Source organism: Frankia sp. Mgl5, from assembly GCF_023242985.1.
GTDB classification, from domain to species: Bacteria; Actinomycetota; Actinomycetes; order Frankiales; family Frankiaceae; genus Parafrankia; species Parafrankia soli.
The window spans coordinates 58,572-64,042 of the sequence record NZ_JALKFY010000676.1; the positions used below are offsets into that span (position 1 = coordinate 58,572).

5 protein-coding genes are annotated in these 5,471 nt (G+C 70.2%); 4 read left to right on the forward strand and 1 reads right to left on the reverse strand.

Translation table 11 applies throughout. The annotated features are described in order from the left end of the window. Positions 1–66 precede the first annotated feature (66 nt). The gene (gene pstS, locus MXD62_RS23270; RefSeq protein ID WP_248831593.1) at positions 67–1,173 is read right to left on the reverse strand and encodes a phosphate ABC transporter substrate-binding protein PstS; all 1,107 of its coding nucleotides are present in this window, start codon (positions 1,171–1,173) and stop codon (positions 67–69) included. A 267-nt stretch (positions 1,174–1,440) separates the two neighbouring features. On the opposite strand from pstS, the gene MXD62_RS23275 reads away from it, so the two are divergent. From MXD62_RS23275 to MXD62_RS39330, 4 genes are all read left to right on the forward strand, one after another. Continuing rightward, positions 1,441–1,938, forward strand: coding sequence for a TIGR00725 family protein (locus tag MXD62_RS23275; protein ID WP_248831594.1), 498 nt, complete (start codon positions 1,441–1,443; stop codon positions 1,936–1,938). 798 nt (positions 1,939–2,736) lie between these two features. Beyond that, entirely contained in the window at positions 2,737–2,910 is a 174-nt protein-coding gene (locus MXD62_RS39325; RefSeq protein ID WP_248831595.1) for a hypothetical protein, read from the forward strand. 372 nt (positions 2,911–3,282) lie between these two features. Then, positions 3,283–4,689, forward strand: a complete 1,407-nt coding sequence (gene proS / locus MXD62_RS23285; protein ID WP_248831596.1) for a proline--tRNA ligase — start codon at positions 3,283–3,285, stop codon at positions 4,687–4,689. A gap of 584 nt (positions 4,690–5,273) precedes the next feature. Then, positions 5,274–5,402 carry a hypothetical protein gene (locus MXD62_RS39330; protein ID WP_285224150.1) on the forward strand — a complete coding sequence of 43 codons (129 nt, stop codon included), beginning with the start codon at positions 5,274–5,276 and terminating at the stop codon, positions 5,400–5,402. Positions 5,403–5,471: the final 69 nt, after the last annotated feature.

Consider the following 5,471-nt stretch of genomic DNA (forward strand, 5'->3'; position numbering starts at 1 on the left):
GCCGGGGCGACGGTGCCCCGGCCGCGGAAGGACATGCTGGTCAGCCCGTCAGGCCAGCCTTATCCGTCAGGCGATCTTGGCGATGACGCCGCGGACCTTCGTGGCGATCTCGTCCGGCAGCGGGGCGTAGCCGAGGTCCGCGATCGCGGACTGGCCGGCCTCGGACGCGATGTAGGTCAGGAAGCTCTTGAGTAGCGGAGCCTGGTCGGCGGGAGTGCCGGCGGTGCAGGCGATCTCGTAGGTGGCCAGGTAGATCGGGTAGGCACCCTTGGTCGCCGTGGTGTAGTCGAAGGTGAGCTTGAGGTCGTCACCGTCGGCGATCTTGGCGGTGCTGATGCCGATCGAGGCGGCGTCGGTGCTCACCTCGACGAACTCGTCGGCGGCGTTGCCGATCAGCGCGGTCGGCAGGCTGGCGTTCTCCGCGTAGGAGAGCTCGACGTAGCCGATCGCGTTGGGGGTGGACTTGACGGTCGAGGTCACGCCGTCACTGCCCTTGGCACCCTGGCCACCCGGCGCGGTCCAGTCGGAGCCGCCGTCGAAGGTCCAGTCGGACGCCGCGGCGCCCTTGAGGAACTTGGTGAAGTTGTCCGTCGTGCCCGAGCCGTCCGAGCGGTGGACCGACTGGATGGGGGCGTCCGGCAGGCTCACGCCGCTGTTGTCCGCGGCGATCGCCGGGTCGTTCCACTTGGTGATCGCGCCGGAGAAGATCTTCGCGACGTTCGACGCGGTGAGGTTCAGCTTGTCGACACCGTCAAGGTTGTAGATGACCGAGATGGGCCCGACGACCATCGGGATGTCGACGGCCGCGCCGCCGGTGCAGCGGGCGTCCGCATCGGTCTTCTGCTGCTCCTTCAGCGCGGAGTCGGAGCCCGCGAAGGTGACCTGCTTGTCGATGAACTGCTGGCGTCCCGTCGACGAGCCGGTGCCCTGGTAGTTGATGGTGGCGCCGTCACAGGCGTCCTGGTAGGCCGAGACCCACTCGTCCATCGCGTTCTTCTGCGCGGAGGACCCCGACCCGGTGATCGACCCCTTGGCGCAGTCGATCGCGCTGGCGGCGGTCGAGGGCGCGGTACCGTCCGCGGTGTCGGTGTTGTCGTCCGAGCCACACGCGGCCAGAGAGAGCAGCGCCGCGGCGGCGAGGCCCGCGACGATCTGACGCTTGCCTAGGTTCACTAGCAATCCTTCGTCCATCTGGTTCGCGCCTCGCGGCGCGGATCTGGTCCCGCCCCCCGGATCGGGGTGCCGGCGAGAATCGAAGCGATGCCGAGTGAACGAAGGGTGAACATCGACGGACATGAACCGCACTCAAACAGGAACACATCTCGGCCATGGGTTTCGACACGAGTCGACAACCCACACACGACCCATTTAGCTACTTTCAGTAGTTGAGATCTACACGCAGAGACATTATGGCCGGCGATGGAACGGAGTCGTGAGCGCATGCGGCAGGTGGCCGTCATCGGTCCGGGCGAGGCGACACCGGAGCAGGAAACCGACGCCGAGCGCCTGGGCGCGGGCCTGGCGAGGCTGGGGCTGACCGTCGTGACCGGTGGCCTCGGCGGCGTGATGGCCGCGGCCTCGCGGGGCGCCCGGGCAGCCGGCGGGCGGACCCTGGGCCTGCTTCCAGGCAACGATCCGGCCACGGCCAACCCGTGGATCGACGTCGTCGTCCCCACCGGTCTCGGGGAGGCACGGAACGCGCTCGTGGTCCGTTCCGCCGCCGCGGTGGTGGCCGTCGGACACGGCTGGGGCACGCTGTCCGAGGTCGCCCTGGCGTTGCGGACGGGCGTCCCCGTCGTGAGCCTGCGAAGCTGGGCGCCGACGCCGCCGGCGGGCGACCCGAGGCACCGCGATCAACCGACGTCGGTCCAGGTGGCCACCGGCGTAACGGACGCGCTCGCGCGGGTCCAGGCTGTTCTCGAAGCCGCCGTGCCCTGAGCGGGCCTGCCGCGCCGCTGGTCGCGTGGTCTCTCACGTGATGTCTCGTCGGCGGGCCGGCGTGGGTCCCCGTGGCGGCCCGCCAACGAGACCACTCCCAGGCACAAGGTCACGCACACCGCTTACAAGACACTGCGAACGCGTCATTTCGGACTTTCGATTACGCATACGAACCGGACTTTCGTCCCGCGTCACCAGACGTCCAACTCTGACCGGAGATCGTCCCTTGCCTTCCCGGCCAGCCGACCGTTTGCTATAAAGCAAACAAGCGGTAGCTGACAGCATTGCCTCATAACCGCAGAGTCAGGAGGTGGTTCAGGCTCGACCCGAATGCACGTCACGGCGACGACGACGCCCCTCCGGTCTCACCCGGGCTCGCCAGGAAACCGCCCGGAACTCCCGCGAGCTCGGCGACGGCGCTGCCAGCCGTCGCCATCGCGTCGCCGATCGTTCATGTCGAGTTCGGTCGCCGGTCACCGCAAGCACCGGGTGCCACCGACCGCGCTCCGCCCGCCCGAACAGGCCCGGCCGGCACCGGCTGTCCGACGGAACCCCCCCAGCTCCACCGGTCAGCCCCACAGCCGGGACCAGGTCCCGCCGGCGGGACCAACGCGCGCTGAACACACCTGTCTCCGATCCCGCCCGCGACACCGAAGTCGGTGGACCGCCAGCAACAGGAAGGCAGCATGCACGATGAACACCGTCGACACCGGTGAACTCATGCCGGAACCCAGACCCGTATCCGGAGGTCCACCGCCGTCGCTGGCGGAAGTCGTCACGGTCCGGAACGGGTTACTGGTGGAGCACGAGCTGGTCCTCGCCCCCGGCGCGACGGCGGCCGACCTGACCAGCGCCATGATCCTGGTACCGCCCGCCGCCGCCCTCGTCAGCCACCACGGTGACGTGGACCTCTCCCTCATCTTCCGCGAGGTCCCACGCCCGGATCCCGAGGACGCCGTCGCGCACTACTGAGCCGTCCGCCGAGCCGTCCGCTGTCCGGCCGCGGACGGACAGCTCACCAGCGGACGGCGCGGCAGAGGTGTCGCCGGCACGCTGTCCCGGCCGGGGCCCGCCGCATTCCGCGAGCGGTGAGTGCCCCCTTCCCATCGGCCGGTGACGCGCTGGTGACCCACTCACCCACCCGCCCGGCCCCGGCCGCGCACACCGGGGCCGGGCGGGCCGGGTCCGGTGCGGCCCGTCTCGGGGGGCGGGCCGTCTCGGGGGGCGGGCCGTCTCGGAGCCGGGGCCGGAACCGGGGCCCGTACGCGTCCGCGGGGCCCGTGGCGGTCACCTGGGCGGGCCGCGTCCGCCGGCCCGTCGTACCGAACCAATATCGTGGACGACGTGGCTGTTCTCACCCCCCGCTCCACCGACTTCCCGCGTTGGTACCAGGACGTGCTCGACAAGGCCGAGCTCGCCGACAACGGGCCCGTACGCGGCACGATGGTCATCCGGCCGTACGGCTACGCGCTGTGGGAACGGATGCAGGCCGACGTCGACGCCCGGATCAAGGCCGCGGGCGCGGTGAACGCCTACTTCCCGTTGTTCATCCCGGAGAGCTACCTGCGCCGGGAGGCCGAGCACGTCGAGGGGTTCAGCCCCGAGCTGGCCGTCGTCACCCACGGTGGCGGCAAGGAGCTGGCCGAACCGGTCGTCGTCCGTCCCACCAGCGAGACGGTGATCGGCGAGTACATGGCCAAGTGGACGCAGAGCTACCGGGATCTGCCGCTGCTGCTGAACCAGTGGGCGAACGTCGTCCGCTGGGAGCTGCGCCCGCGGCTGTTCCTGCGCACCAGCGAGTTCCTGTGGCAGGAGGGGCACACCGCCCATGCGGACGCCGCGGACGCCGCCGCCTATGCCCGCCGGATCGCACTCGAGGTGTACCGGGAGTTCATGACCTCGGTGCTCGCGCTGCCGGTGTTCGTCGGGGTGAAGACCCGCAAGGAGCGCTTCGCCGGCGCGATCAACACGATGACCTGCGAAGGCATGATGGGTGACGGCAAGGCGCTGCAGATGGCGACGAGCCACGAGCTCGGCCAGAACTTCGCCCGCGCCTTCGACATCGACTTCCTCGGGCCGGACGGTGGCCGTCACCTGGCGTGGACGACCTCCTGGGGCAGCTCCACCCGCATGATCGGTGGCCTGATCATGGCTCACGGCGACGACAACGGCCTGCGGGTACCGCCCGTACTCGCGCCCACCCAGGTGATCGTGCTCCCGGTCCGCGACGACGACGCCGTGGTCACGAAGGCCCGCGAGATCACCGACGCGCTCACCGCACTCGGCGTCCGGGCCAGGCTGGACGCCCGCCCCGGTCTGTCGTTCGGCCGCCGGGTCACCGACGCCGAGCTCAAGGGCATCCCCGTCCGGGTCGAGGTCGGGCCGCGCGACCTGGCCGCCGGCAACGTCACGCTGGCCCGCCGGGACACCGCCGAGAAGTTCCCGGTGCCGCTCGGTGAGGCCGCCGGCCGCGTCCCCGTCCTGCTCGACGAGGTGCAGGCGAGCCTGTACGCGCAGGCCCTGGCGCTGCGCGACGAGCGCACCTCGGACGTCACCTCGCTGACCGAGGCGGTCGAGGCCGCCGCCACGGGCTTCGCCCGGCTGCCCTGGCGCCTGGTGGGTGAGGACGGCGAGGCACGGCTCGCCGAGGACTCGCTGACCGTCCGCTGCCTGCAGACGCCGGACGGCGCCCTGCCGACCGCGGACACCAGGGACGAGGATCTCGTCTGCCTCGTGGCCCGCGCCTACTGACACGGGCACGGCTGGTCCGGTGGCCACCGGACCAGCCGGCGCAGATCCCAGCCGGCGCCAGCCGAACGAGGGCCGGGCCGAACGAGAGCCGACGGGCCATTCCCGCTTTTCCGGCGCACCGGCCCGACGGGCCTTAGCGGTGGAAACCGCGAGTAGGTGACCCGGTAACTGGCGCAGCTATTCTTGACACCGCGGACGGAAACATCGAAAAGCGATGGAAGTCCATTTCCGGACGGCGCCGCCCGCCATCGGACGCCCGCTGACGTGCGGCGGATGCCCGTGAGATGTGCCTGCGGGACGCGGTAAGCCAGACGCTCGGTGAAGATCCCGCGAGCGCTCTCCGACGATGTCCGAGATCCTCCCGAGCGACCGCGGACGGCCTCGTGGAGATCCATGGAGATCCGGTCCGGCTGGGCCGGGTCTACTCCACTGTCAAACGGTTGACTCCGAATTTGGCGTAAGTAGGATTACGACTCGAAATACGACGTGGCGGTCAGGACGCGATCGAGACGTGTCAGGCTCCACCGGGCCGCCCGCTCGGCCCGCCGGCCCGCCCCGGCACGCGTCCGAGAAAAGAGGGCGAGATGCGAACCGGGAGCGAAGCGGCGGGCACAACCCGTGGCAGGCGGCGTTCCGGTGCGCACCTCGGAACTCTCACCGTGACGACGAGCGAGTCATCAAAGATGATCGACATCAACGAGGAGTGGCTGTGAAGCGGTTACTGATCGACGGCAAGTTTGTCGAGACCGAGCGGGCGGTCGACTCGATCAACCCCGCGACCG

Bases quoted from the DNA above. Each gene is read 5' to 3' on its own strand.
- MXD62_RS39330 (WP_285224150.1), top strand. From the start codon at position 5,274: ATGCGAACCGGGAGCGAAGCGGCGGGCACAACCCGTGGCAGGCGGCGT.
- MXD62_RS23275 (WP_248831594.1), top strand. From the start codon at position 1,441: ATGCGGCAGGTGGCCGTCATCGGTCCGGGCGAGGCGACACCGGAGCAG.